The organism is Salinivibrio sp. PR932, assembly GCF_001996125.1.
Lineage (GTDB): Bacteria > Pseudomonadota > Gammaproteobacteria > Enterobacterales > Vibrionaceae > Salinivibrio > Salinivibrio proteolyticus.
The window spans coordinates 1-24,626 of sequence record NZ_MUFM01000008.1 but is presented as its reverse complement, the minus strand read 5'-3'; the positions used below and the strand labels follow the sequence as shown (position 1 = coordinate 24,626).

The 24,626-nt window shown below is 47.4% G+C and carries 23 protein-coding genes and 1 pseudogene; 6 read left to right on the top strand and 18 right to left on the bottom strand.

What is annotated here, in order from left to right; genetic code table 11:
* Nucleotides 1-99 precede the first annotated feature (99 nt).
* On the top strand, nucleotides 100-939 hold the full coding sequence (nadE, locus tag BZG84_RS05640) for an ammonia-dependent NAD(+) synthetase (protein WP_077678030.1): 840 nt from the start codon (nucleotides 100-102) through the stop codon (nucleotides 937-939).
* On the opposite strand, the gene BZG84_RS05635 is transcribed toward nadE, so the two are convergent.
* From BZG84_RS05635 to BZG84_RS16380, 10 genes are all read right to left on the bottom strand, one after another.
* Nucleotides 921-1,475 carry an HD domain-containing protein gene (locus BZG84_RS05635; protein WP_077480881.1) on the bottom strand — a complete coding sequence of 185 codons (555 nt, stop codon included), beginning with the start codon at nucleotides 1,473-1,475 and terminating at the stop codon, nucleotides 921-923. The two genes, nadE and BZG84_RS05635, sit on opposite strands and share 19 nt — an antisense overlap.
* 88 nt (nucleotides 1,476-1,563) lie before the next feature.
* Nucleotides 1,564-1,722 carry a YoaH family protein gene (locus tag BZG84_RS05630; protein WP_077480879.1) on the bottom strand — a complete coding sequence of 53 codons (159 nt, stop codon included), beginning with the start codon at nucleotides 1,720-1,722 and terminating at the stop codon, nucleotides 1,564-1,566.
* Nucleotides 1,723-1,802: 80 nt separating this feature from the next.
* Complete coding sequence (locus BZG84_RS05625) at nucleotides 1,803-2,936, bottom strand: conjugal transfer protein TraF (protein ID WP_077662438.1); 1,134 nt, start codon at nucleotides 2,934-2,936, stop codon at nucleotides 1,803-1,805.
* Between the two features lie 118 nt (nucleotides 2,937-3,054).
* Nucleotides 3,055-3,945 (bottom strand): DUF2861 family protein, encoded by an 891-nt coding sequence (locus tag BZG84_RS05620; RefSeq protein ID WP_077675272.1) that lies wholly within the window; start codon nucleotides 3,943-3,945, stop codon nucleotides 3,055-3,057.
* Nucleotides 3,945-4,610, bottom strand: coding sequence for a response regulator transcription factor (locus BZG84_RS05615; RefSeq protein WP_077457738.1), 666 nt, complete (start codon nucleotides 4,608-4,610; stop codon nucleotides 3,945-3,947). The genes BZG84_RS05620 and BZG84_RS05615 overlap by 1 nt, the downstream gene beginning before the upstream one ends.
* On the bottom strand, nucleotides 4,582-6,021 hold the full coding sequence (locus BZG84_RS05610; protein ID WP_077481635.1) for an ATP-binding protein: 1,440 nt from the start codon (nucleotides 6,019-6,021) through the stop codon (nucleotides 4,582-4,584). The genes BZG84_RS05615 and BZG84_RS05610 overlap by 29 nt, the downstream gene beginning before the upstream one ends.
* A 176-nt stretch (nucleotides 6,022-6,197) precedes the next feature.
* Nucleotides 6,198-7,574 (bottom strand): Re/Si-specific NAD(P)(+) transhydrogenase subunit beta, encoded by a 1,377-nt coding sequence (pntB, locus tag BZG84_RS05605; protein ID WP_077481637.1) that lies wholly within the window; start codon nucleotides 7,572-7,574, stop codon nucleotides 6,198-6,200.
* A 9-nt stretch (nucleotides 7,575-7,583) separates the two neighbouring features.
* Complete coding sequence (pntA, locus tag BZG84_RS05600) at nucleotides 7,584-9,137, bottom strand: Re/Si-specific NAD(P)(+) transhydrogenase subunit alpha (RefSeq protein ID WP_077481639.1); 1,554 nt, start codon at nucleotides 9,135-9,137, stop codon at nucleotides 7,584-7,586.
* A gap of 372 nt (nucleotides 9,138-9,509) precedes the next feature.
* Nucleotides 9,510-9,794 (bottom strand): HlyU family transcriptional regulator, encoded by a 285-nt coding sequence (locus BZG84_RS05595; protein ID WP_069586631.1) that lies wholly within the window; start codon nucleotides 9,792-9,794, stop codon nucleotides 9,510-9,512.
* Between the two features lie 165 nt (nucleotides 9,795-9,959).
* Nucleotides 9,960-10,133, bottom strand: a complete 174-nt coding sequence (locus BZG84_RS16380; RefSeq protein ID WP_167315127.1) for a hypothetical protein — start codon at nucleotides 10,131-10,133, stop codon at nucleotides 9,960-9,962.
* A 338-nt stretch (nucleotides 10,134-10,471) separates the two neighbouring features.
* Between BZG84_RS16380 and BZG84_RS05590 the strand changes: the two genes are divergently transcribed.
* Nucleotides 10,472-11,416, top strand: a complete 945-nt coding sequence (locus tag BZG84_RS05590; protein ID WP_198536714.1) for a hypothetical protein — start codon at nucleotides 10,472-10,474, stop codon at nucleotides 11,414-11,416.
* Here BZG84_RS05590 and BZG84_RS16310 read toward each other — a convergent pair.
* Both BZG84_RS16310 and BZG84_RS05585 read right to left on the bottom strand, forming a co-directional pair.
* On the bottom strand, nucleotides 11,409-11,558 hold the full coding sequence (locus BZG84_RS16310) for a hypothetical protein (protein WP_158074971.1): 150 nt from the start codon (nucleotides 11,556-11,558) through the stop codon (nucleotides 11,409-11,411). The genes BZG84_RS05590 and BZG84_RS16310 overlap by 8 nt on opposite strands.
* A gap of 85 nt (nucleotides 11,559-11,643) precedes the next feature.
* Nucleotides 11,644-13,392: a bifunctional metallophosphatase/5'-nucleotidase gene (locus BZG84_RS05585; RefSeq protein WP_077678029.1), complete on the bottom strand. Its 1,749-nt coding sequence runs from the start codon at nucleotides 13,390-13,392 to the stop codon at nucleotides 11,644-11,646.
* A 110-nt stretch (nucleotides 13,393-13,502) separates the two neighbouring features.
* On the opposite strand from BZG84_RS05585, the gene BZG84_RS16615 reads away from it, so the two are divergent.
* Nucleotides 13,503-13,619 (top strand): NAD(P)-binding domain-containing protein, encoded by a 117-nt coding sequence (locus tag BZG84_RS16615; RefSeq protein ID WP_108743594.1) that lies wholly within the window; start codon nucleotides 13,503-13,505, stop codon nucleotides 13,617-13,619.
* Here BZG84_RS16615 and BZG84_RS05580 read toward each other — a convergent pair.
* Nucleotides 13,588-14,676, bottom strand: a pseudogene (locus BZG84_RS05580) (ISL3 family transposase); the annotation flags it as partial. The gene BZG84_RS16615 and the pseudogene BZG84_RS05580 sit on opposite strands and share 32 nt — an antisense overlap.
* 88 nt (nucleotides 14,677-14,764) lie before the next feature.
* Here BZG84_RS05580 and istA point away from each other — a divergent pair.
* On the top strand, nucleotides 14,765-15,784 hold the full coding sequence (istA, locus tag BZG84_RS05575) for an IS21 family transposase (protein WP_077481558.1): 1,020 nt from the start codon (nucleotides 14,765-14,767) through the stop codon (nucleotides 15,782-15,784).
* Nucleotides 15,781-16,575, top strand: coding sequence for an IS21-like element helper ATPase IstB (istB, locus tag BZG84_RS05570; protein ID WP_077481560.1), 795 nt, complete (start codon nucleotides 15,781-15,783; stop codon nucleotides 16,573-16,575). Before istA ends, istB begins: the two co-directional genes overlap by 4 nt.
* Before the next feature lie 348 nt (nucleotides 16,576-16,923).
* Here istB and BZG84_RS05565 read toward each other — a convergent pair whose 3' ends face one another.
* The 4 genes from BZG84_RS05565 to BZG84_RS05550 are packed head-to-tail and all read right to left on the bottom strand — an operon-like array spanning nucleotide 16,924 to nucleotide 22,424.
* Nucleotides 16,924-17,805 (bottom strand): DUF7281 domain-containing protein, encoded by an 882-nt coding sequence (locus BZG84_RS05565; protein WP_077481562.1) that lies wholly within the window; start codon nucleotides 17,803-17,805, stop codon nucleotides 16,924-16,926.
* On the bottom strand, nucleotides 17,802-20,594 hold the full coding sequence (locus BZG84_RS05560) for a hypothetical protein (protein ID WP_077678027.1): 2,793 nt from the start codon (nucleotides 20,592-20,594) through the stop codon (nucleotides 17,802-17,804). Before BZG84_RS05560 ends, BZG84_RS05565 begins: the two co-directional genes overlap by 4 nt.
* Complete coding sequence (locus tag BZG84_RS05555; RefSeq protein ID WP_077481566.1) at nucleotides 20,594-21,157, bottom strand: condensin complex protein MksE; 564 nt, start codon at nucleotides 21,155-21,157, stop codon at nucleotides 20,594-20,596. The genes BZG84_RS05560 and BZG84_RS05555 overlap by 1 nt, the downstream gene beginning before the upstream one ends.
* On the bottom strand, nucleotides 21,147-22,424 hold the full coding sequence (locus BZG84_RS05550) for a hypothetical protein (protein WP_077678026.1): 1,278 nt from the start codon (nucleotides 22,422-22,424) through the stop codon (nucleotides 21,147-21,149). Before BZG84_RS05550 ends, BZG84_RS05555 begins: the two co-directional genes overlap by 11 nt.
* A 147-nt stretch (nucleotides 22,425-22,571) precedes the next feature.
* On the opposite strand from BZG84_RS05550, the gene BZG84_RS05545 reads away from it, so the two are divergent.
* A complete protein-coding gene (locus BZG84_RS05545; RefSeq protein WP_077481570.1) occupies nucleotides 22,572-23,432 on the top strand; it encodes a helix-turn-helix transcriptional regulator in 861 nt (286 codons plus the stop codon).
* Nucleotides 23,433-23,487: 55 nt separating this feature from the next.
* Here BZG84_RS05545 and BZG84_RS05540 read toward each other — a convergent pair whose 3' ends face one another.
* Nucleotides 23,488-24,528, bottom strand: a complete 1,041-nt coding sequence (locus BZG84_RS05540) for an NAD-dependent epimerase/dehydratase family protein (RefSeq protein WP_077481572.1) — start codon at nucleotides 24,526-24,528, stop codon at nucleotides 23,488-23,490.
* Nucleotides 24,529-24,626: the final 98 nt, after the last annotated feature.

Sequence of the window (24,626 nt, the reverse complement as noted above, 5' to 3'; positions counted from 1 at the left end):
CGTGGCGTAGCTATACCCAAGCTTTGCGAGATCATGCACAATAACCCAATAAGAATCATCACGTCGGTCGCATGCAAGCGAAATCAAGAGGAACACAACATGGAACAACACATCCGCGAAGAAATGCGCGTTCAACCTTTTATCGATCCACAAGCAGAAATTACACGCCGCATTCACTTCATTAAGACCATGCTCACCCGCTCGGGAACGCGCAGCCTGGTGTTAGGTATTAGCGGGGGCGTTGATTCTTCAACTTGTGGTCGATTAGCCCAGCTAGCCGTTGAGCAATTGAACGAAGAGATCGGCCGTAATCACTATCAATTTATCGCCGTGCGGTTGCCCTATGGCGTGCAAAAAGATGAAGACGAAGCGCAATTGGCATTGTCGTTCATCAAGCCAAGCAAAACGGTCACGGTCAATGTCAAACCCGGTGTTGATGGCATGCACGGTGCGGTATTAGATGCCGTCGCGGCGGTGGATCGTTTACCCGATAACGAAGGAACCCTTGATTTCGTCAAAGGTAACGTCAAAGCACGCGCCCGCATGGTCGCTCAATACGAGATTGCTGGACTAACTCAAGGGTTGGTAATTGGGACCGATCATTCTGCGGAAAACATTACTGGTTTCTATACCAAGTACGGTGATGGTGCCTGCGACCTTGCTCCTCTATTTGGATTAAGCAAGCGACAAGTGCGCCAACTGGCTGCGGCACTGGGTGCGCCAGAGGTATTGGTCAATAAAGTCCCGACCGCGGATTTGGAGGAGTTATCACCACAAAAAGCCGATGAAGACGCGCTTCAGCTGACCTATGAGCAAATTGATAACTTCTTGGAAGGCAAGCCCGTCGATGAGGCGGTGAAAGAGAAGATCATTCAGGTCTATCAATCCACCCAGCACAAACGTCAACCCATTCCGACTGTCTACGATATCGAGGCGTGAAGTTGGTGATCGGGATGTCGGTCGGCTTGCTGGCCGGCATCAATCAGACCATCCAACTCCGCCCATAAATTATCACATAGACCAGGGCGATATACGGCCACCCGAAAGCCGCCATGCTCTCGTTGATATTGCTGAAAACGCGGTGGACTGTGTTCACTGCTTGCGATCACATTGGCAAGACGGTCACAGGTTTTGACAACCAAGGCGAGCCATGCGGCTTCATCGCTGGGATCCAGCGCGATCAAACGTTGGTTGAGTGCCCGTTTTCTCTCATGTCGGGTCGGTTTGCGCGGATCGGTCACCAGCATAACCGCTCGCGCTATCGTCGGCCCAAAGCGCTCGGCGATTTCTTCGACGCGAGTGGCGGTGTCTTCAAGAATATCATGCAACTGAGCGACAATACGCGCGTCTTCACCATATGGTGCAGCAATACGCTCTACATGATCGAGATGGCAGCGATAAGGCTGCGCACCATATCGTTGCAGCGCATGCCTGACTCGTGCCCACTCTCTTGCTTGTTCGACCGCGTGACTCATCCCCGACTCCCTTGACCTCTCTACTATTAAATAAATCAGGGATCCGGTGAATTGTAAATAAAAAAGCAGCATATTCTGCTGCTTTTTCTTACTCTTCAGACGCTGAGGCTGCTGCTGCTTGTGCTCTGATCTCTGCCGCGACTTTCATGATGGCTTCACCACTACTCATGCCCTCTGCCATCAAAGCGTGAATACGCTCTGCAGCCTGTTGCTGCTCATCATGCGTCAATGTAATACCGTCGAACATAAATACGCTCATCTATTAGAAAGGCAGGCTATTTTAGGGCCTGCCTTTTGCGTTGTCATCGACTTTTCGTCACCGCGAGCTTAGAAAGTAAATGCGAGTTGGGCTGAGCCCCCATAGCTGTTGCTATCAATGATACTCGCCGCGATATCCACGTTGACCACCCCAAAGGGTGACAAGCCTAGACCCAGTGTAAATGCGTCTTCAACGTTATCTTTCATATCCGCGCGATAACCAGTGCGTAATTGGGCATGGCCAAAGGCATCAAATTCAGCCCCGATCCGGAAAAACTGGGTATCATCGTCAATATTCAGCGTGCCTTTAAACCCTTTGCTCTTGTTTAAGTCGATATCGCCGGCAATGGTGACAAAGTCGGAGACAAACGCCGAGCCAAGCGTAAACTGTGGCCCTACCTCATAGGTAAAGCTGTGACCCGTTGTACTACTTGTCACTGTGTCCACATCGTTACTGATCAGGTTTTTACCGGCTAAGCCGACGCGATAAGGGCCAGTCTGCCACACCGCTCCGACATCAATGTTAAAGCCGTTATCTTCTTCACGGTAACGGCTATCATCCCAGTCATCGGTGTCATAAGAATCAACCGAGACGCCATAGTTATAGGTTGTAATGCGCTGCAATTTTGGGGAGACACCCACCGCGATACGTTGACCGGCAATTTCCACGTTTGATGCAAGCGCAACACCCAGCTCACCCACCCCCACGGCAACGATGGTCGCGGTCGAGCTGGGGTTAATCGACGGTGTGGTAATATCGCTATCTTTAATATCCGGTAAGATTGCACCTTCGATGATCCCTGAAGCATAGAGTGTCGCAGAGATAGAGCCAGTTGGGATCCCCACAGCTGCACCGACCCCCGCATCCAAGTGCGCCTGATCACCCTGCGCATTTCGCATTGCTTGCTGCGCAGCCGTTAGGTCGTTGTTATCGTAAGCATCAGAGATATCGTCTAAATCATCCATGAGCTTATCTGGGTCACGCACTTCTGCGCCAAGATAAGGAAAAACCACCCCAAACGCGCTGTCAGGGTCAAGTGCCGCCAAGGCAGGGTTGTGAAATCCTGCAGATAAGTAGTCGCCTGCCGCAACTGCAGCCCCACCCATCGCATTTGTTCGCGCATCGGTAGGATTGGTCGCTGCCACTGCAGACCCTGTACATGCTGCAAGCGCAAACACAAGCAGGTGTTTTTTATCGTGCATTAGGTTGCCTCGCTTTCCTCTTCGTTTATTTAAAGAGCGTAGCGGCTTGGCAACCAGCGCGATCAGGTAAGGTCAAAAGATGTGAACAATGTCAGGTTTAAGCCGTGTAACACCTTGGTCAGTCGGGCTTTATTGCGCGAAGCGCATCCGGATCCAAATCAGGTAAATCAATCGCCCGGCCAATTCGCTGCACTTCCTCAACAGACAAAGCTCCTTGCCAGCGCCTTTCAATCAGCGCCACACTAAACCAATACTGGCCGTTCGGTACATCCAGCACTGGCAACGTTGTGGGCAAGCGTTTGTGCTTTTCGACCGACCATATCGGCGCACCATCTGGCTGATTGTGGGGATAGAGATTGAGCGTCAAAAACGGGCGCTGACACGTAGAGTCTAAGCTGTCAGGCGGGGCTATCCGCCAACTTCGCGTGTCTTTCCAACTGATTTTTTGCAAAGGTTGAGGCTGAGTCATCAATAACCAGCTGGTCCATGTTTCTCCTTCTACTGACGTCACCTCAAGCTGATAGAGCCCTTCTTTCACTGGCTCAGAAAGACCATCTTGCTCTAGTAACCACTGGTGTTGGTTTTGACCGCTCAAACGCTGCGAAATAATGGTTTCATCAGGCCAATGTTTCAGCGAAAAACGGGCAATACCGGGCTGAGACTCCCCACGAACTTGCAAGCGATAATAGACACGGCTGGTCGTCTGCACCGTTTCACGGCGCAGGGATAAATTGCTCAGCCAATCTGGCATCGTCTGCTGACTCAAGCTCCGCCCGCAATCTTCGGTTATCGCCAACGCAAGCAGCTGCGCCAAGTGCTGCTGACGCGAAGCGGATAGATTTGGCTGCTGCCAGGCTTCAATCATGGCGTCCATACTGCCTGCTGTGTTCCCTTCCAGCAGGCGTTGATGGGCGCTGGTCAAGGCATCATTACCATCAAACCAGGCCGCTTGAGTACCACCTGCTATCAAGGCAGCAGCGAATAAACCGTGCGTGAGTCGTAAACGCATTATGCTTTCATGCGGTAGCCAACGCCACGCAAAGTCTCAATATTCACTGAAGGCAACTTTTGGCGAAGTTGCAAAATGTGCGTATCAACCGTGCGCGTCGTTGGGTAATGGTTGTAGCCCCAAACCTGATCCAGTAGCTCATCCCGTGTGAACACTCGGCCCGCATTTTTAGCCAGGAAATGAAGCAAATCAAACTCAGTCCGTGTCAGTACGACCTCTTGCTCGCCACACATTACTGCGCGACTTGCAGTATCAATGCGCACATCGTTAACAACAATTTCATCACTGGATGCATCGACTTCACCAACAGGGTTACGCAGGTGAACACGAATACGTGCCAGCAATTCTGCTTCAGCAAAAGGTTTGGTGATGTAGTCAGTGGCGCCCGAATCAAGGCCGCCGACACGGTCACGCACGGAGACCATCGCGGTCAGCAAAATCACAGGTACCGTTTTGAGTTTGTTCCAGTCAGGCAACCAATCAATTGAGTCGCCTTCGGGTAACTGGCGATCGAGGATCACCAAATCTGCATCACGCCATAGCTCTGCCACTTTTGTCGCGCTATCGGCGTATAAACAACGGTAACCGGCCTGCTCTAAACTGGCAAGTAGGCCATCAGCCAAGTTGGCATCATCTTCAACCAGAAGTAACGTCGCTTGCGTCACAATGAATCTCCAAAGTAAATGTAGTGGGCGGGCCAGATAAGCTTAGCTTACCCCCCATCCGCTCAATCATAGATTCCACGATCGTTAGTCCGAGGCCTAAGCCACTTTGACTAACAAAGGGTTTACGAATATGTTTCCAGTCCTTGGCAGTCAGGTCGCCCTGATCCTGAATCGCGATCGTAAAACGATCTGACAATACCTGTGCGCGCACTTCAACCGGTGCCACACCGTATTTGACCGCATTAGCGATCAAATTGTTCAATGAGGTTGCTAGCCAATATACATTGGCACTGACGGCACCATCTTGCGAGACATACATAGTGACATTGTGCTCGTCACAGATGTACCCCAACCACTCTTTTAGTGAAGGGATCGTCTCTTTATTCAACGGCTTTTGGTTCGATTGTAAATAGTCTTTGCTCGCTTCCGCTAACTGCTTTAAGCGACGTGCGTCCTCACACAAGCGTCGAAACTCGTCATAAAATGACTCAGGCAAGGTATCAAACTTGCGCCTAAACCCTTCCACCGTCATTGAGAGGCTGGCAATCGGCGTACGCAGTTCGTGGGTGAGGATCTGTAGCACCAGCATCCGCTCTTGCATCAACCGGCGCTGAACCGTCCAACGGTTAAATGCCCAACCTCCGAGCGCCGCAAGGTTGATAACAATCAAAGCACCAACCAAATAGGGCCAATACGTCGGCGCTTTTTCTTCATTCCAGCAAATGTTTCCCACGCGCGCCAAACAAAAATCTTGTTCGCCCATCGCGGACAAACGCAAATCGAATTCTGCTAATAATGGCTGCCATTGTGTCGAAGGGTACAAGTGATAATAGCTACCGACACGAACCCACATTTCATCACTACTGAGTAGCGATTTCGCACCACTATTCAGCGCTTCGACAGCAGCGTTATCCATACGCTGCAACCGCCCCAACAAGGTATCCGGTTGAGCCGTTGGCCGTTCTTGAATATGAAAAAATCGGGTCAGCTCACTGCGCCGAGACGGAAATTGTTCGACATATTTCGCCGCATAGCTGCCTCCTCCTGGATGGATAAACCCTGAGCGGGAAAACCAAGCAACCGGCAACTGAGTGTGATTACACATGGCGCGCGTGAACACTAAAGGCTCAGTCACTTTGGGGTGAACAGGCCACGGCCCTTGGCACTTTTGTGCGGCTTGGTACAAACGACGAATGTCTTTAAGCGGGTAATTAGCGGTTTGTGGCAATAAACTGTCGGGACTGAGTAAGACCTTGGGGAAGGCGCGATTAATGCCAATGAGGTTATATCGTGCCACCGGATCGGCAAGCAATAGCTGTGCTCTGAACGCTGTCATTTGTTCAGAGAAAGAGCTTGCAGCACTCGTTGGCACCGCCATAAGCGCCAGGGTCATTAACAGCAGGATTCGCATAGTCGCAAGCTTATCACCCAACGTGAATGAAATGTCAGTGCAATGTAAGTTCGGTGTATTGCACACGATGAAAGCAATCGGTAACGATGACACCGCAGTTCAACGTGAACCCTCCCGCCCAAAAAAAGAGCCAGCCTTCGCTGACTCTTTATACCTATATTGATGCTTTTTGCCAATCAAAGCGCTTTAAATATTGCCTCAACGCTTTGTTTCGCATCACCAAACAACATCGCACTGTTCTCTTTAAAGAACAGCGGGTTTTGTACCCCAGCATAGCCGGTATTCATAGAACGCTTAAATACCACCACGTTGCGTGCATTCCACACTTCAAGCACTGGCATACCTGCAATCGGGCTTGACGGGTCTTCGGTCGCGGCAGGGTTAACCGTATCGTTCGCGCCAATCACCAAGACAGTATCCGTTTCAGGGAAATCATCGTTGATTTCATCCATTTCCAACACGATGTCATAAGGGACTTTCGCTTCGGCTAACAATACGTTCATGTGACCGGGCAAACGACCCGCAACAGGGTGAATACCAAAACGTACGTCAATACCCATCCCACGAAGCTTCTCTGTCACTTCATAGACGGGATACTGCGCCTGAGCAACCGCCATGCCATAGCCTGGGGTGATGATAACGCTTTTTGAGTCTTTCAGCATCTCAGCAACCTCTTCGGCGGTCACTTCACGGTACTCACCCATCTCCTCGTCACCGGATGACGCCGTACCATCAGAACCAAACCCACCCGCAATCACACTGATAAACGAACGGTTCATGGCTTTACACATGATGTATGACAGAATCGCACCCGACGAACCTACCAGCGCACCAGTCACGATCAACAGATCGTTTGCTAGCATAAAGCCTGCGGCGGCAGCCGCCCAGCCTGAGTAGGAGTTAAGCATCGACACCACAACTGGCATGTCTGCACCACCAATCGAGGCCACGAGGTGATAACCAAACGCTAACGCAATCACGGTCACAATCAACAGAGCTGCCGTTGACCCTTCCGCATTCACAAAGCTAATCAGCAACAAGAACGAGACGACAACCGCGGCTAGATTCAACTTGTGACGGTGTGGCAGCATCAAGGCTTTGGAAGAAATCACTCCACGGAGTTTACCAAAGGCGACAATTGAACCGGTGAAGGTAATCGCGCCGATAAATACACCGAGGAAGATCTCAACCAAGTGGATATTAAGCATCGCACCGGTCAATGGTGGATGATCAATATAGGTATTAAAGCCCACTAGTACCGCAGCCAAACCTACAAAGCTATGTAGCATAGCCACCAGCTCAGGCATTTCGGTCATTTCAACACGCTTGGCATAATAAATACCAATCGCACCACCGATGACCATCGCAAGAATAATCCAACCAACGCCCTGTACTTCAGGACCCCAAATCGTCGCGACTAACGCGATCGCCATCCCGGTAATACCGTAATAGTTACCGGCACGCGCTGATTCTTGCTTGGACAGTCCAGCCAAACTCAGAATAAAACACAACGCCGATACAATGTACGCAGCTTGTACCAATCCTTCAGACATTGTTTCTCCTTACCCTTTACGGAACATTTCAAGCATGCGCTTTGTAACAGTAAAGCCGCCAAATATATTGATACTCGCGATCAACACGGCAATGAATGCGAGGAAGGTGACAAACCCAATGCCTTGTCCAACTTGCAGCAATGCGCCCACAATAATAATCCCGGAAATCGCATTGGTAACCGACATCAGTGGTGTATGCAGTGCGTGAGTGACATTCCAGACCACGTAGTAGCCGACCACACAGGCCAAAACAAACACCGTGAAGTGAGAAAGAAACTCGCTCGGCGCATAGTTCGCGATCCACCCAAATGCCCCGGCAGCCGCGGCCATCAAACCATATTTGGTCGCACGAGAGGTTTTCTTAGGCTCGGCTTTCGGCGCAGGCTCGGCTTTCGGTGCCGCTTTAGGTTGCGCCGAAACTTGAATCGGTGGCGCAGGCCATGTGACTTCACCTTCTTTGATGACGGTCACACCACGAATCACCACATCGTCAAAGTCAATGCCGATATTGCCATCTTTTTCTTTGCAAAGCAGTTTGGTGAGGTTGACCAAGTTGGTGGCATACAGCTGTGATGACTGCGTCGGTAAGCGGCCCACCATATCGGTGTAGCCAATCACTTTCACCCCGTTGGGTGTTGTGATCACTTTATCTTTTTCCGTGTATTCGCAGTTACCGCCGTTTGCAGCGGCCAAATCAACAATCACGCTACCCGGTTTCATACTGTCGACCATCTCTTTGGTCACCAGTTTCGGGGCAGGTTTGCCGGGGATGAGCGCGGTCGTGATAATAATATCGACATCTTGCGCTTGTTCAGCGTAGAGCTTTTCTGCGGCTTTATTAAACTCATCAGACATCTCTTTGGCATACCCATCGCCACTGCCTGAATTGTCTTGTTTAAAATCAGCCTCTAAAAACTCGGCGCCCATACTTTCAACTTGTTCTTTCACTTCAGGGCGTACATCGAACGCACGGACAATCGCCCCTAAGCTACCTGCGGCACCAATGGCGGCAAGCCCGGCCACACCAGCGCCCGCAACAAAGACTTTCGCAGGTGGCACTTTACCTGCCGCAGTGATTTGTCCAGTGAAGAAACGGCCAAACTCATGCGCGGCTTCGACCACCGCGCGATAACCAGCAATGTTGGCCATCGAACTTAGCGCATCCAGCGATTGTGCGCGAGAGATCCTTGGCACCGCGTCCATCGCCATCACATTAATCTTGCGAGCCGCCAAACGCGCCAGCAACTCTTCATTTTGCGCTGGCCAAATAAAGCTGACTAGCGTGGCACCTTCTTTAATGAGCGCAATTTCATCTTGGCCTGTCTCTTCAACCACACCCGGTGCATTCACTTTGAAAATGATATCCGATTGCCAAACGGCTTCGGTATCGACAATACTCGCCCCGGCTTGTTCATAGGCTGTGTCTTCAAAGCTCGCTAGCTCGCCAGCGCCTTTTTCAACTGCTACTTCAAAGCCGAGTTTTATCAACTGCTCCACCGACTTTGGTGTCGCAGCAACTCTCGTTTCATTAACGAGCCTTTCTTTTGGAACACCAATCTGCATAGCTATTCCCTGACTATTGGCTTATGAGAAATTTTTTGTAACGAACCACAGGTCAAATATCAAGCACCTGTAGGCATAATACTGACAAAAAAAGGCATACCTTGATAAAACCCATAAAGACTGCGAAAAATCGATAAAAAATAACGCCGCAAGCACCACATAAGGCACGTGCGACGTGGGTGCAGTCTGTTGTCAGCGTCCGATGCTTAGCAACGCAACATCACTAACTTAACGAGTTTGAGCGACAATCACCACAGGGCAAGGATCGCAATTCTGGTGTAAATGTGATCAGTGCTACATTTTATCTTTTTTTGTTTCGAATATTTATGCATTAGTTTTGGTATGGCGCAGAAGGCCATGCCAGAAGTAAGGTCAAAATAGGCGATCGCCATTCTGGTCAATCATCATTTTGGCTTTGACTAGCATCAAGCTATTAGCATCTTCCTGATTCCCCAATAAATCTGAGCGGATAAACTGATGCGTGAGTGTTTCTTGTCCCTGCTGTTTACAAATTCGCCCACACACTCGGTACTGCCCGTTTTCTGGCGTTGCTTCGGGATAAATAAGATAGCCTTTGTACTCAGTCGGGGTCACTGTTGGGGCTGATGCCTTGCGAGGGGCATCGTTTCGTGAGAATAATTTAGAAAACCATCCCATTGTGTTTGTTGCTCCATTAAAATACGTTTAGCGTCAATAGCTAACCTGCCATGATCCAAGCCAAAGTACTAGTCGCGCACCGGTTTCTTTACGTTAACCGTCGCGATAGAACAAAAAAAACGCCATATCGTTATGATATGGCGCTTTACTTTTTATCAGGTCATCTTATCGGTTTATGCCAATATCACGTTGCAAATGTGCGGGTAAACGGCTTGCATCATAAGCATGTGCATTGGTGTTGCTGGTGAACAACACATCCATGGCATGAGCGATCAGTCCTTTGATTGTCACCGCGTAAGATCGACGTGTGCGTGGCATGTTTGCCGTAACAGTTGTCATACGATCCTCGCTTTGTTTTCTGAATCACTCGCGGCGCATTATAGAAACAGTGACTTAGATTCTACACTGATGATAATTCAACCTAGCCATTAGTTTTATTTATCCGAAACACGACTATCCACCGCAATGACTTTTGTTAATTTTCGGTTAAATAAAGAGCTAAGATAAATCATGGGAGATATGGTCGATTTTAAACAACATCGATTGCTGAACCTGCCTTCTGCTACATGCTATATCAGGTCTTTTTGCGTATAAATCGACGAAAACGAACAATCTTTACTCACTTGCAGAAAAAAGCTGGTAACATTGCCGTTACACATGTGATTAGGGTGCTGTCTATGCTGGCATTTCTTGCTCGACATTCTGCGTTGTTTCTTTTTATTGCCGCTGTAATCGGTTTTGCGTTTCCTCACCTTTCATTAGCGCTTTTTCCCTACCTGCCCTATGTGTTATTCGCATTAATGTTATTTACCTTACTCGGGATTAATCAGTCCTTATTGGTAAAAGCACTCGGGCAATGGCGAGTTTGGCTCTATGCGTTTGTTCATGCCGTGGTTCTGACTATCGTTACCTGTACGATTGCATGGGGACTGGGCGCCTCCGATACCATGCTACTCGCGATCAGCGGGATCTGTGCCACTGGCTCGTTATTCGCAACACCTGCCATTATTCGCTCATTAGAAATGGACGCATTGATCGCCATGGCATACACCATTGCGTCGACGTTACTGATGCCCATTGTTCTCTTTATTAATCTGAGCCTATTGAGTGGCGAAGCGTTCTCACTCGACTTATACAGTTATATTGCGAGGCTTGTGATCTTTATTTTTGGTCCGATGGGAATGGCCGCGCTGTTTCACGCATGGATTAAGCCTGAAAAATTAAAACGTATTCATGGAAAACTGGCGCAGTTCACGATTGTATTGGTGTTTAGCTTTCCATTGGGCTTAGTGGGTCCGATTGGCGCCATGTGGCAGAAGGATAGCGGTTACGCCTTGGAGCTGTTAGCAATTTCAGTCGCATTATGCATGCTTTTCTTTGCAGTTGCGTACATTATCTACCGGCGATACGGGGAAGAAGCCAGTATGATTGCCGCAGTTACCGCCGTGAACCGCAACGTGTTACTTACTTATACGGTAGCTGGCGCTGCATTGGGGCCGGTATTTTTACCCCTCATTGGGGCCATTCAGCTACCTATTTATTTACAACCGTTACTGGTGCGTTGGGGAGTACGTTTAAAGCGCGCATCCCACAACGCCACCACGGATAACTCGCTTAAATAACGGGCACAAAATACACTAACGATGCCCACGCGAGTAGCCAAAAGGTGATTAAACCCACATCGAACCAATCACGCATTTCCATACGAACCTCACTTTCTATTCGTGTGCCGATAAACTGCGTTCCTAGATACATATCGACCATGGAGATGAAAACTTAACCTTGCGGCAACAAAGTGCCGTGGTTATCCTTCATCTGATAGTAAGCAAGGGATGGGCCAAGTAAGTGATTATGATTGCCAGCAGCTTTCGCCCTGCTGAGGTGATACGAGATAACACACCAAAGGCTGGTCAGGGAGTTGCAATACATCTTGCGCTCGCGCGTATTGCATGAAGCATTCCGCCATCGATAAACCAATTGAGCGACGACGGCCGGTTTGAAGAGCGTCATAGCCCTCTTTACCTTGCGCGGTATATGAAGATGACACACCAACGTATTGGCGCTCATCATCAATCGCAATCCAGTGCTGACCGCGCTTAATGTCTAATTGGGTGATGCGCCCGCCCATTGGCTGCCATGCTTCATAGCGATAGCGCAGATCGGCACAATAGGGAAAACTGCCCGAACCGAGTCCAATCACCCCATTATCCGTGGCATTATTAATTGCACCTTCCAGCGCGTTGCGGATTTGCGCGCCCGTTACCCGATACGCAATCACATCAATCGCAAACGGAAGTAATGAACCGGCGATAAGTGCGGCAGAAAGCGGACCTGCATTTAAGCTCACCCGAACGCCGCCGGCATTATGGATGGCAAAATCTGCCTCGATACCCTGTTCACGCGCCGCCCATAGAAAACTCTCCGTCACCAATGGCGCGACATCACTGCCGCCTTGCTGATCCGGCACGCGAACATGACGCAACCGCTGTGGCACATGCGTGACAATGTCACTTTCTAACTGTGCTACCCGAGGGCGATAAGTTTGCTGCAAATACTGCTTGAGGGTGAGATCACTCGGCAAGATCAGAAGATTTGGCTGTTGGTTCAAATAGTCACGTGCCGCTTGGTATGAGGAAGCAGTCAGTTTATGCTCGCGCGACGCATCCATCGCCAAACTGCGGCCTAACAATAAATAATTTTGCCCCTCAAAATGGGTCGGGCGCCCTTTGGCATCTAGCGTTAAGGTAAAACGTCCAATTGCCTGAGCGTGGCAACCGGCTTGGACAATCCAGGTATCATTCACTTGATAACCGTAAGGGTCTTGGCTGTCGAGGCCAATGTTTTGAAAGTCACCCTGCAAGACATGGGTATGCCCGCCCACAATCACATCAATGCCAGAGACGGATTCAGCCAATGATTTATCTTTGTCATACCCTAAGTGGCTGAGCAGGATCACAGTACCGACCCCTTGCAAACGCAAGTATGCTACCGTGTTTTTGGCAATTTCTGTGACAGGCAAAAAAGGCGTGTCATGATCAGGGTTAGCCAGTGCAGCCATCTGCTCGACCGCGAGACTAAAAATACCCACTTTACGCCCTGCTATCGTCTTGATCATCACGCTAGCGCGTTTCTGTTCGGGCAAATACGGCAATAACGCGGGCTTTTCACTGACGCGCTTTTCTTTGTCTGCAGCTTCATTGGCAACGTGCCAATTGCCGGCCAGCAAGGGAAAAGTAATACGATCAAGAAAATCAGCAACCGGACCATTACCCTGATCTAGCTCATGATTCCCGATTGCCATCGCATCAATGCCCAACTGATTGAGCATATCGGCATTGGCTTGCCCCTTAAATAGGGAATAGTACAAGGTACCTTGAAAGCAATCCCCCGCATGCAAGAACATGAACGCGTGGCCTTTCTGGTCCGCCTCAGCACGAAAACGCTTAACGGCAGATGCAATACGTGCAAAGCCACCGCAGTTCGCATAAACACGCGTCTGTGTGCTATCCAAGCTCAGCGAAACAGGTGTCGATTCAAAATGCGAGTGGGTGTCGTTGATGTGTGCAATGGTTAAAGCGATAGATTGAGGTGCTGTCATAGTAATCCGTGTTACAACACAAAATGTGATGGTACAAGATTATCATCTGAAGGAACAAATCAGGTTAAGTTTCTGATAAATTATCGCTCGTATAACAACAAGGATGCTATATGACAACTCAAACTCCTTCTGTGGCTTTTATTGGCCTAGGCGTCATGGGGTTTCCCATGGCCGGACATCTACAAAAAAAATGGTTCATCGCGGCTTTCCGGGGAAGGCCGCTTTGATTTTTAAAAAGAAGTAGTCCGTGTCTCTGTAGCCATACCCCATCCGTTTGATAAGCTTTATCTTGTTATTGATGCCTTCCAGCGTGCAAGTATTCAAATGATATGAAGCGGACGCCACGATTCCGTGGAGGTAAGGCTTGAGCTTTCTAGCAAAGTTAATTAGGGGTTGGATACCACTTTCATTCACCTGCTGCCACCATACTTCCCACAGCCCGTTAGCTTGCTCCTCTGAATCACAATACCAAAGCTCCTTGAGTTGAGATCCAAGCAGGTGAGTTATCATGAGATCTCTGTTAATCGATAGTATTTCGTCAAGATAACTTTGCTGCTTTATGCTCAAGTTCTCTCGGTTCTTCAAAAGAACCCATCGGGAGCGCTTTATCCAACGACGTGCTTTTTTGTCAGTTTTCAGTTGGTTGGCTTGGTCTACACGAACTCTGTCCATGACCTCTCGACCGAACTTAGCCACGACATGAAACAAGTCATAGACGATACGAGCATTTGGACAATGTGCCTGCACCTCAAGGTCAAAAGCTGTGTTCATATCCATCGCCACAACTTCAATGTTGGCAGCATGCTCGCCAAGCTCTTCGAAAAATGGGCGAATGTCCTTTCGACTTCGGCCTATGCCAATCCAAAGCACTTGGTGTGTTTGGGCATCAGCGATGACAGTCGCATATCTGTGTCCCTTGAAGATGGCGAACTCGTCCATAACAAGCTGACGTATACTACCCCAAGGCACCGTTGGCACAAATCGCTTAAGACGTTGTTTATCAATTTCTTTAATCGTATGCCAATGCACTCCGGTTAGCTCGGAGATATGCTTGATGGGTAACAGCGGGAGCAGTTTCTCGATATAACCTTTTAAGCGATTTGTGATTCGTGAATATGGAGCAACCCAAGATATTGCTTCTGTTTTGACTCCACAGTCAGGGCAGTTTACCCGTCGAGTTTGTACCGAAAGCTCAACAGGAATATCGAACATCATTGCTTCTTTTAGCACTCGCCACTGGTAGTCATGAATAGAATCAGATGGTCGACCACATGGTGTCAGCGCCGATGTAAAAATGACCCACTAACGTCGATTTAAAATTGACCCACCTGAGCCAAACTATCCGTTCGTTATATGGACAAAGCGGCGGATTATGATCAATCAGGAGCAACTCGTGGAAATACACGTTTTACATCAGCAAGGGCGCAGTATCCGCCGCATTGCAAAAGACTTGGGTATCTCAAGGAATACGGTTCGCAATTACCTTCGAGATAAAAGCAAAGCGCCAGTTTATCCCGAGCGTCAGCCCCGACCAACTAAGCTTCAGCCGTACCATGACTACTTGTATACGCGGATTGAAGCCGCAAAGCCTTATTGGATACCAGCAACCGTCTTATTACGTGAGTTAAAATTACTGGGTTATGAAGGCGGTATAACGATGCTCAAGGAGTACATCAAACAGTACAAACCAAGTACACCTACCGACCCTGTCGTTCGATTCGAGACATTGCCAGGTGAGCAGATGCAAGTGGACTTTACGACCATCACCCATTACGGCGTCCGTGTTAAAGCCTTCTTGGCAACGCTTGGCTATAGCAGAGCGACCTTCGTCCGCTTTAGTGAACGAGAGCGTCAAGAAGACTGGATACAAGGTCTTGAAGAAGCGTTTGAATACTTCGGCGGCGTCCCTAAAGAAGTGCTGTTCGATAATGCGAAAGCCATCATGATAGAGCGTGATGCCTACGGTGAAGGTGAACATCGGTGGAATCCAGCGCTGCTCGCGACGGCCAAGAGATACAACTTTAAACCAAGAGTCTGTCGTCCATATCGTGCGAAAACCAAAGGAAAAGTGGAGCGATTTAACGCTTACTTGAAAAGTAGCTTCGTCACGCCACTCGCAGCGACATTCAAGCAGCATGGTCTTAAAATCACAGCAGATGCTCTCAATGGGCACGTCGGCGCATGGCTAGATACCGTCGCTCACCAACGAACGCATGGTACGACAGGCCAAAAGCCTCAAGCTCTGTTAGACGAAGAGCGCTTTACCCTTCAGCCATTGCCCTCAATGACAGTCCCAGCCCCAGCGCCAACCATTAACGACAGTGTGACGCCACTTGAAAGCTTCCAGCACCCTCTCTCGACGTATGATGCATTGCTGGAGGTACGTGCATGAACCTTCAAATGAGTCGCATCGAAGCGGCCTGTACGGCGCTGAAATTACATGCTATCGGTCAAGAATGGTCGAGACTGGCAGACGTCGCCGTCAGCCGAGAGCTGACGCTTGCTGATTACTTGGAGTCACTGTTGAACGCAGAACTGGAAGCCAGAGCCGAGCGCACAAGAGCCACACTGACTAAGTTCGCCAGCTTCCCAATGGAAAAAACGTTCGATGACTATGACTTCAAGTTCGCCACTGGTGCACCAAGAAAACAGCTTCATGAGCTAACAGGCTTAGCGTTCATTGAGCGAAAGGAAAACATCGTATTACTCGGGCCAAGTGGCGTCGGTAAGAGCCACCTTGCGGTGAGTCTTGGTCAACTTGCCGTGCAAAAAGGTCTTAAAACGCGGTTTATCACCGCAGCAGACTTGATGCTTCAACTGTCTACAGCAAAAGCTCAAGATAAACTTGAAAGCTACTTGAGACGCAGTGTGCTCGCCCCCAAACTCCTTATCGTTGATGAAATCGGCTATCTACCGTTCGGCAGAGAAGAGGCCAACTTGTTCTTCAACGTCATCGCGAAACGTTATGAGCAAGGCAGTATTATCGTGACCAGTAACTTGCCGTTCTCTCAATGGTCAAAGGCGTTCGCCGACGATACAACGTTGACGGCGGCACTACTCGATAGACTTCTTCATCACTCGCACATCGTACAAATCAGCGGTGAAAGCTACCGATTACGAGGAAAGAAGGTGGCAGGAACCGTACCATCGGCTTTGGACAGTTTATCTGAAAGCAAAAATTAATTACGTGGGTGGGTTAGTTTTACTTCGGCGATAACGTCGCTAAGTGGGTCAATTTTAAACTGGCGTTGACACTGGTAGCTCATGGTAATCACGTTTTGATTTTGGCGATGAGAAGCGTACCACTATCAGCAGTTGACTTCCTCTCGCCAGTTTAACCATGAGTGTTGCACTTATTATCTGAATTCAGGCTTCTCAAGTAATTCAGGATCTAGTTTTGAGTCTTTCATTCAGTTTGCTATCTCTACAATTTGTAACTTTTGTATAGTAGTTCATGAAGCGACTCTTGAATAGGATGGCGTTCTAAAACAAACGTCTTTCACTCATTAGTCCCCTACTCAATTCACTAGCCTATTTCTTACTAAGCCAAATGGACTCTTGCTCAAGTGCTAACCCGTTCGTTTGCATCTCTAGAACTAGCGCTTGTAGATCAGAGGATTGAACCAACAAATTACTATTACTCTCAAGAAATGAGTTGAATTCGCGTGCAGTATCATTCCAAAGCTGGTTTTGCCCGTATCGTTTCAGAAGCTCCTTCCAATTCGGCATCATCCAAAACTCTGCTCTTTCTTCTAGCTTCTCTTTCAGACGCCGGAAGTTATTTAGCCCGACTCCATCATAATCGGCAAAAAAATAGACCATCGTTGCCCTTTCAGGCACCGATAGCCAATCAATGAGTTTGTTGTGTAGCTGCCCTCGGTACCAAATAACGGTAGTGGGTTCGTTATTGGGTAGCCAATCTAGACGGTCAAACAATGCTTGGTTTTCCACCAGCCAAATAGAATGATGAGTGTTAAGATCCCTATTTCTTTCTCCGCCCACTTCAAGGGAAAAAACGCCAAACTCTTCTGTCGCTACATTTAAGTGCTCAGTTGGCCCTCCGAAAGACTCCCATAGCGGATTCGCAACCGCTTTAGCCAGTACGTAGGTCACATCGTGACCTACTCTTCCTTGTTTGCTGCTGCGTGTGGAGGCTATGTTTACGGCTCTTTGCGGGGCTGATGGAGACACGTTTTGATTGGGCGCCAACTGCTCCAGTGTGACTTTAACGACATTCATATCTAGAATGCCGTAGACAACGCCACGGCCTTTAGGAGTAACTTGTACACTCTGAGTTTTGCGGCTGAACTCATCAAGCTGCTTCTTCTGAGATGATGTCAATGTGCTTCCGGCAATGGAATCAGGGTGCATCTCGATTAGTCGCGTTAGTGCCTTAACCAATACCTGGCTCATAGTGATGGTTCCACTTGTGGTTGCGACAGTTCTTGGCTATCAATTGGTTCGAAAATCTGCCAGCTATTACGGCTAATGTGATTCTTTCCATTCGCTTGGTGGATAGGCACACAATAACGAGCGGTGGTTAACGGTGCTGGTGAAGCAAAAATCAATGCAAAACCGAATTGGTCAGCAACCTCTATCAAGTTAGCTTGGTTTTTGGTATCCAGGGCCAACGCCTCATCCAAATAACATACCGCTTTCATTTGATGACGTTTATCTTGCATTAGATGGAGCATCGCAAGACCTGTCACAAGCTTAGCCATCAATACGGTCCCGTTTGAAGCGGCACTATCAATATCTTCGAATGACTCTTGCTGTTGCCCTTGCTTAGCAACGACAAACTCAAGTCTGAACAAATCTGCAACTCTTAGACCTTGGCGAGCATTGCCCTCTTCGATCAGCAAGCTCTTCGCTCGATCTAACTCAGCATCATCAAGAATACTGCCTTGATCAAACAGCTCAAAACTCTGACCACTTTCAGTTTGCTCCGCTTGCTGTATCAGTACATTCATTGCATCGACAAGTTGATTCTCCTCAACGGGTTCAATTTTGAATGTTTTGAGATCCGATAACTGCCTGTGACTGATTAGCCGATTGAATTCCTTCATCTTGCTTTGTAGTGCGTAAAGCCCACTTCGCAACTCTCTTAAACTCGCCGTTACATTCACAACCGCTGAGCGAGCGCGTCTCTCCAGCGCTTTCTTCTCACTATCTAAACAATGACTGAATTTAATAATCCCTTTTATTTCCTCATCTTGAGTTTGGGCCATCTGAAACTTGGTAAGCCCCTTCTGAGCTAAGTCATTTCTTATTTGGCGCAAGTCTTTGGACAGTTTATCGAGGTCTTTACAATCCTCGATAAACTGTTGGAGGCGAACAGGTAGATACTCAAGAGACCACTCATCCATCACTATCCATGGGGTATGCGGTTGATCCGAAAGCATGCTAAACAGCGATTGATCATCAATTCTTTGGTTTTTGAGCTTTTCAACACTTTCACTATCCGTTTTAAGCTGAGTTAGCTTACCTGCAATTTCATTGATTTTTGACGTTATCGTTTTGTGCCTTTGTTCTTCATTATCTAGCTCAGCAGTAATGGTTTTTAGCTCTTGCTCAAGCTTCTCTTTTTGCTCAGATCGCTGAGCCTGACTTTTTGTTAACTGTTGAAGCTTTTGGTAATCCTCAAGATCCTGTTCACACTGCCTTACTGCACGGTTTAATTCGTTCTTTTTGTTTTCAGCAATCTCACTTTCTTTGCTTGCTTCAAGCAAATCTTTAAGGTTCTCGATCTGCTCATTAACACTACGTATTTCTTCAATAAGCTCTTGCTCTGTTTTTTGAACATGCTGAGGAATCAGCTCCTCAAGTGAAAGTTTTAAACCTGAAAGCGAAAGTTGCTCAGAAGATTCACTATTGAGCATGTTTCGCAACTGATTGATGTCAAACGAATACTGTGAAGGTGGCAGTTGCATCACTTGTTGGCTAAGTACTTTGTTCAGCTTTTCTAATTCATCTACATTGAGCACTTTAGAAAGATGAAGATATAAATTGTCACCCAAAGTTTGATGTTGAGCTTGCAATCTTTGCAGCTGATCTTGTTTTTCTTTCAACTGCTTGCCAATCGCAGCAGAAGAGGACCGCTGTGATTGAACACACAAGGCAGCCTGAGCATCATATTTTTGCTCTGCTGTTTTCAACTGACTCTCTAAAAACGATTGATCCGGGATCAAGGTAAACCGCTCTTCCAACTCTTGTCGCTGCTTCTCTATACGGTTTAACTCTTCCAGTTTATTGGTTAAGTCTGTACGCTCTCCAGCACGGGCAATATCTTGGCTTCGGAGATCACGTTGTGTTTGTTCAAGCTTAGTTTGTTGCGTTGATAGATTATCAGTCAGCGTTTGAACATGACTATGCCAATCCTGCAGCAATTCATTAACCTTCGGCTGGCATGCGGCGATCTTTCCTCGTAACGACAAGGTACGCTCAAACTTTTGTTCGAGCTCTTGAATCGTTTCCAGATTATTAACGGCTGCTAGGTACTGTTCACGTTCTAGATTGATATCTTGAAATGCTTTCTCCCACTCTTGCTTAAAATCGATACTGGCGTTGGGTAGCTCTCGGCTAAATATCTTCAACAAATAGTCTTTTACATCACTGGAGTTGAGCTTATCGAGCCTGAGCGTTTTGGTGAGGACTTGCTGGAACGAACGAGCGTCACTTACATGTTCAAGTTTAAACACCGTAAAATCGATGTCGCTATTCTTCTTACTTTTTGCACCACCATAAATCGAGTATCTGAACTCTTTATCATTGAATTTATAGACTCGATGCTTCTTCGTTGCTAAGTGGTTAACTAACTTTGGTTGGGCAACGATATTGCCATCATCCATTCGGAAATCATCTAGGTTTAATTCACCTTTGTAAGCGAAGTATTCGTAGTCATAACCTACCCCTTTACCAACACATCCAAACACCACGGTGCCGGTTTGTGGCAGGATAACTTCTAGCAAGATGTAAGCACTGTTATTTGGGAAGTAAAAACGGCGAGCCTTCTCCAGTGTATGAGAGCCAAAATCCATCCTTCTTTGGTCGATAATGAGCAGAAACTGGAGTGCGTTAATTAAGCTTGTTTTGCCATGGTTATTTGGCGCAATTAGTGACACAGAGTCATCAAGAGGAAGTTCTGCTCGCTGGTACCCAGCACTGCCAATTAACGCTAAACGTTGAAAGCCGTAACTTAACATTATTCATCTTCCTCACAAGCGGACACATCATTTTTGGGTGTTTGTTCAGTGATAGCTTCGAAATGGTCTAGGTATCGGTATACCGGAGGCAGCAAACGCCAGTGATTATTCTCTTGAGCGGCAAAGCCTTTTCGCACTGCGTTATCGAGTATCTTTGCTAGTGCATCTTGGTCGATTTCTTCTGCATCCAAAAGCTCTTGATGCTTTTCGCAAACCTCATCTAGCAAGGCATTATCAATCGTCCATTGGTAAAACTGACCGAGGGAGCGGCCGCTATCAGCTTGATGGTCAAATATCACCATCAGCAATAGTGCTAACTGGCGTGATTGTTTATTGATGTTCTGGTTACCATCTTCATCATGGAACCAAGCAAAACCCCGTCCATCAATGCGCAAGTCAAAACCCAAGTTAGCAAATAGGTACTGGTACTGCTCTGCTTGCTGTTCTAGCTCATGCCATAAAGTCGCATCTGTCGAGCGATTTAGGTGCCGGCCAGAATTAAAAAAGGTAAATAGCTCAGTCAGATGAGCCAGCTCATTTAAATCGATTTTGCTAGTTTGCATTATCAACATCCTTTGCATTTGTTGAGCCAGTCAACATCTTTATTTCGTGAGGGTGGTAGGTTACGGTTACTGTGTTCAGCGCTGTAGTACTTGAGCTCGCCCCTAATGTGCTTTGCCACTGAGGGTCGCGAACAAGCTCGTGATAGAGCCGCAACAGCTCGGCATCTGGTAGGTGCTGATAGTTTCCTCTGAGCCACGTCATTAGATTCGCGAGCGGTAGCGAGTCAGCAAGTTGTTCCCTCAAAAGCTCTTTATCAACCCAGTTGTTCATTGGACTGGTTGGCGCTTCCTCTGCATCCGGGAACGGTATAGAACTAGGTTCAAAGTCCAAGAATTCTGCCATCAACTCACGTACTTCATTACCCAATTGAATTTTAGTCACGCGGCTACTTTTCCACATAGGCAAACCTTCGGCATTTAGTCCTCGCGCTAAACCCTTTTTACGAACTTGGCTTAGCTGCTTGCTAATCACCGCTGAAAGTTGATTGTGCTGCCTGACTTCCTCTCTTAATGGCAACAAAGTATCAGCACATTGCTGAGCAATGACTCGCCCTTGGTATCGAAGATCTTTGACTTGATAAGCTATCTGGCGCATTGCCAGCCTTTGTTGATACAAAGATCCACGTATGGAAAGTATGTCAACGGCAGTATCGAGTGCTTCTTCCGCCTTTTCTAATAAGGGATAGAAACTGCCTCCAAGACCGCTATCCATCATTTCGTTCATGGGTTCTACGTATTGGTCATACACTTCCAACACTTCACGGTAACGACGTTCAATTGGGACAGTGGTGTCCGCAGACTTCGCCAATTCTGCTATTTCAAATATTGCTTGTTTGTCTTGCGTTAACTGTTGGGTAATTTTTCTAACCAGTTCCGACAGCCTGTTCGCGCCAGTACGAAGTAAATCGTTGTCCGCCATATCAAGCCCTTCTAACACTTGGCTGGTGGCGTCTTTAATCGCATCAACTCGAGCTTTAAGTACCGCTGATAGACCTAACTCATGCTCCTGAGTTAAGCCTCTGACAAAGTCCACAACTAGCGTGTTTAGCTGATAGTCGCTGCTGCGATTGATAGGCTGCAATATGTCTGCATTAACAAGGCTGGTGAGCACAGTATTACTTTCCGCATTTTTACTTTTGTACTGATTGATCACCTGTTCAAGTACTCTCAGCTCAAACGCTGGAAACTCTCTCGAAAGCCGAGTTAACTGCTCAACCACCTCCCAATGTTGGTGTAGCTGAAAGGTGAGACTTTTCGGTGCAACCATTTACAATTCCCTTATTTTTAAAGTTCAAACTCCAGCAAGCTTCGCTATGAATTGACTCCAAAACACTCAATACATACTATGTCGCCATCAAAGACAGGTAAATACTGATTACATACACACGTCGCATAAATAGACAGGAGTTAGATGATGAGCAAATGGCCAATACGCTGGGATCTACTATTCCGTTACAGAATGATAGAAATCATCGCGCTGTGGGAAGGACGGTTAACGACCAATCACCTGATTAAGAGCTTTGGTATTGGCAGACAGCAAGCATCGAAAGACATCAACACCTATCTAGCCGATATCGCGCCAGGAAACCTTGTTTATGATAAACAGCTAAAAGGCTACAAGCCCAGTGATAGCTATAGTCCACAAGTAACAAAAGGTCATGCTGATGAATATTTGCACATTCTTTCAAGAAGTGAAGATATGACCATCACATTTAAAGAACTCGATATGGGGTTTGAGAGTGTCTCGATGATTCGCCCTACAACTCGTAATATATCACCACAAGTCTTACGTCCTTTAATTCAAGCTATTAGTGAGAAGAAACGTGTCGACATAAGCTACACATCACTAAAAGACGGCATTGAAGTCGAGCGGATTATCTCTCCTCATACCCTCGTTTGCACCCCTCTACGCTGGCATGTTCGTGCCTATTGTGAGCATGCGAAAGGTTATCGTGATTTTGTGCTCAGCCGCATAAGAGGTATTCCATGCCTTGAGGCTAAAAATGTAATGGGGAAGTCCAACGATGACCGATGGAATACTCCCCTCGCTATTGAGTTGATGCCGGACCCGAGACTGACAGAAGCTCAGGCCGCTGTCGTTGCCCATGACTACGGTATGGAAAATAGCACACTCACAATTCCAACTAATGCTGCGTTGGTTCGCTACGTTCTCGATACCTACAATATCGATATTAGTGTGCTAGATTCGAACCCTAAAGGTCAGCAGATTATTGTGGGGAACTTTGAGGAGCTAAAGCCGTATTTGATTTTTTAGGTGCGCGTGAATACTTTAGAAAGCATACAACGCACCTGTGTAGTTCAGCATAGAACTAAATCGACTTAGCTGCACTCTTGACTTGCTGCTGAGAAATTCGCCGGTAATCACTATACCATTCTACAAAAGCTGCGACGCCTTCATGGAATGGCACTTGTGGCGTAAAACCAATCTCATCAAAAAGCTCTTTTACATCAGAGTAAGTAGTATACACTTCCCCTACCTGCATTGGCTTCAATTGCCTTATCGACGGCACTCCCAGTTGATATTCTAACAAATCAATCATTTTTGTGAGTTTGACGGGAGTCCCGCTACCGACATTAAAAATCTGATATGGCGCTGAGCTTTGTGCAATGGTTTCATTAGCTTTTAGCCACTCTTGGTTCTTCTTTGGAATTCTCCTTGTTACTCGAACTACTGCTTCTACAACGTCATCGATGTAAGTAAAGTCCCGATATAGTTCGCCGTTATTGAAAACATCGACTGGCCTTTTTTCAATCATTGCCTCTGTAAACTTATAGAATGCCATATCCGGCCGACTCCAAGGACCGTAAACGCTGAAAAAACGTAGTCCTGTCGTTGGTAACCCATACATCTGAGAGTAGCTATGAGCCATTAACTCATTTGCCTTTTTAGTTGCAGCATAAAGAGAAACTGGGTGATCCACATTGTCATTCGCTGAAAATGGAATTTTATCGTTCAGCCCATACACTGAGCTCGATGACGCGTACACCAGGTGTTTAATGTTAAAGGCTCGACACGCCTCTAGGACTGAAAGAAAACCCATGAGGTTGCTCTCTCCATAGACCATAGGCTCTTCCGAGGAATAACGGACGCCAGCCTGCCCTGCTAAGTGAATCACACAATCAAATTGCTCTTCATTGAACAGACGATTCAATTCGTCTGAGTTTTCGACACTCATACAGTGAAATCTGAACCTTACATCTCCAACCCATTGCAACCTAGTTTTTTTAAGGTTCACATCATAATAGTCATTGAGGTTATCAACGCCGACTACATCGTATCTATCAGCACAAAGCCTGCGACAAATATGGCTACCGATAAAACCGGCAGCACCCGTTACAAGTGTTTTCATAGCCTTCCTGTGCTTGAGAAAAACAAATCAAGAGTACAAATGTTGATCAAATACTCATAAATGTCAGTTAGTTACATCATATACTCATCAATTTACTT